This is a genomic window from Streptomyces montanus, assembly GCF_005786655.1.
Taxonomy (GTDB): Bacteria; Actinomycetota; Actinomycetes; order Streptomycetales; family Streptomycetaceae; genus Streptomyces; species Streptomyces sporangiiformans.
The window spans coordinates 1-621 of record NZ_VBZC01000167.1; the positions used below are offsets into that span (position 1 = coordinate 1).

The 621-nt window shown below is 57.0% G+C and carries 1 rRNA gene; it reads right to left on the minus strand.

Annotated features, from left to right (window positions below):
* Positions 1–621 (minus strand): 23S ribosomal RNA (locus FE633_RS46950); the annotation flags it as partial.

Genomic DNA, 621 nt, shown 5'->3' on the forward strand with positions numbered 1-621 from the left:
AATGACACGACTTCGGCGGTACGCTTGAGCCCCGCTACATTGTCGGCGCGGAATCACTTGACCAGTGAGCTATTACGCACTCTTTCAAGGGTGGCTGCTTCTAAGCCAACCTCCTGGTTGTCTCTGCGACTCCACATCCTTTCCCACTTAGCGTACGCTTAGGGGCCTTAGTCGATGCTCTGGGCTGTTTCCCTCTCGACCATGGAGCTTATCCCCCACAGTCTCACTGCCGCGCTCTCACTTACCGGCATTCGGAGTTTGGCTAAGGTCAGTAACCCGGTAGGGCCCATCGCCTATCCAGTGCTCTACCTCCGGCAAGAAACACACGACGCTGCACCTAAATGCATTTCGGGGAGAACCAGCTATCACGGAGTTTGATTGGCCTTTCACCCCTAACCACAGGTCATCCCCCAGGTTTTCAACCCTGGTGGGTTCGGCCCTCCACACGGTCTTACCCGCGCTTCAGCCTGCCCATGGCTAGATCACTCCGCTTCGGGTCTTGAGCGCGCTACTACATCGCCCTATTCGGACTCGCTTTCGCTACGGCTCCCCCACACGGGTTAACCTCGCAACACACCGCAAACTCGCAGGCTCATTCTTCAAAAGGCACGCAGTCACGAC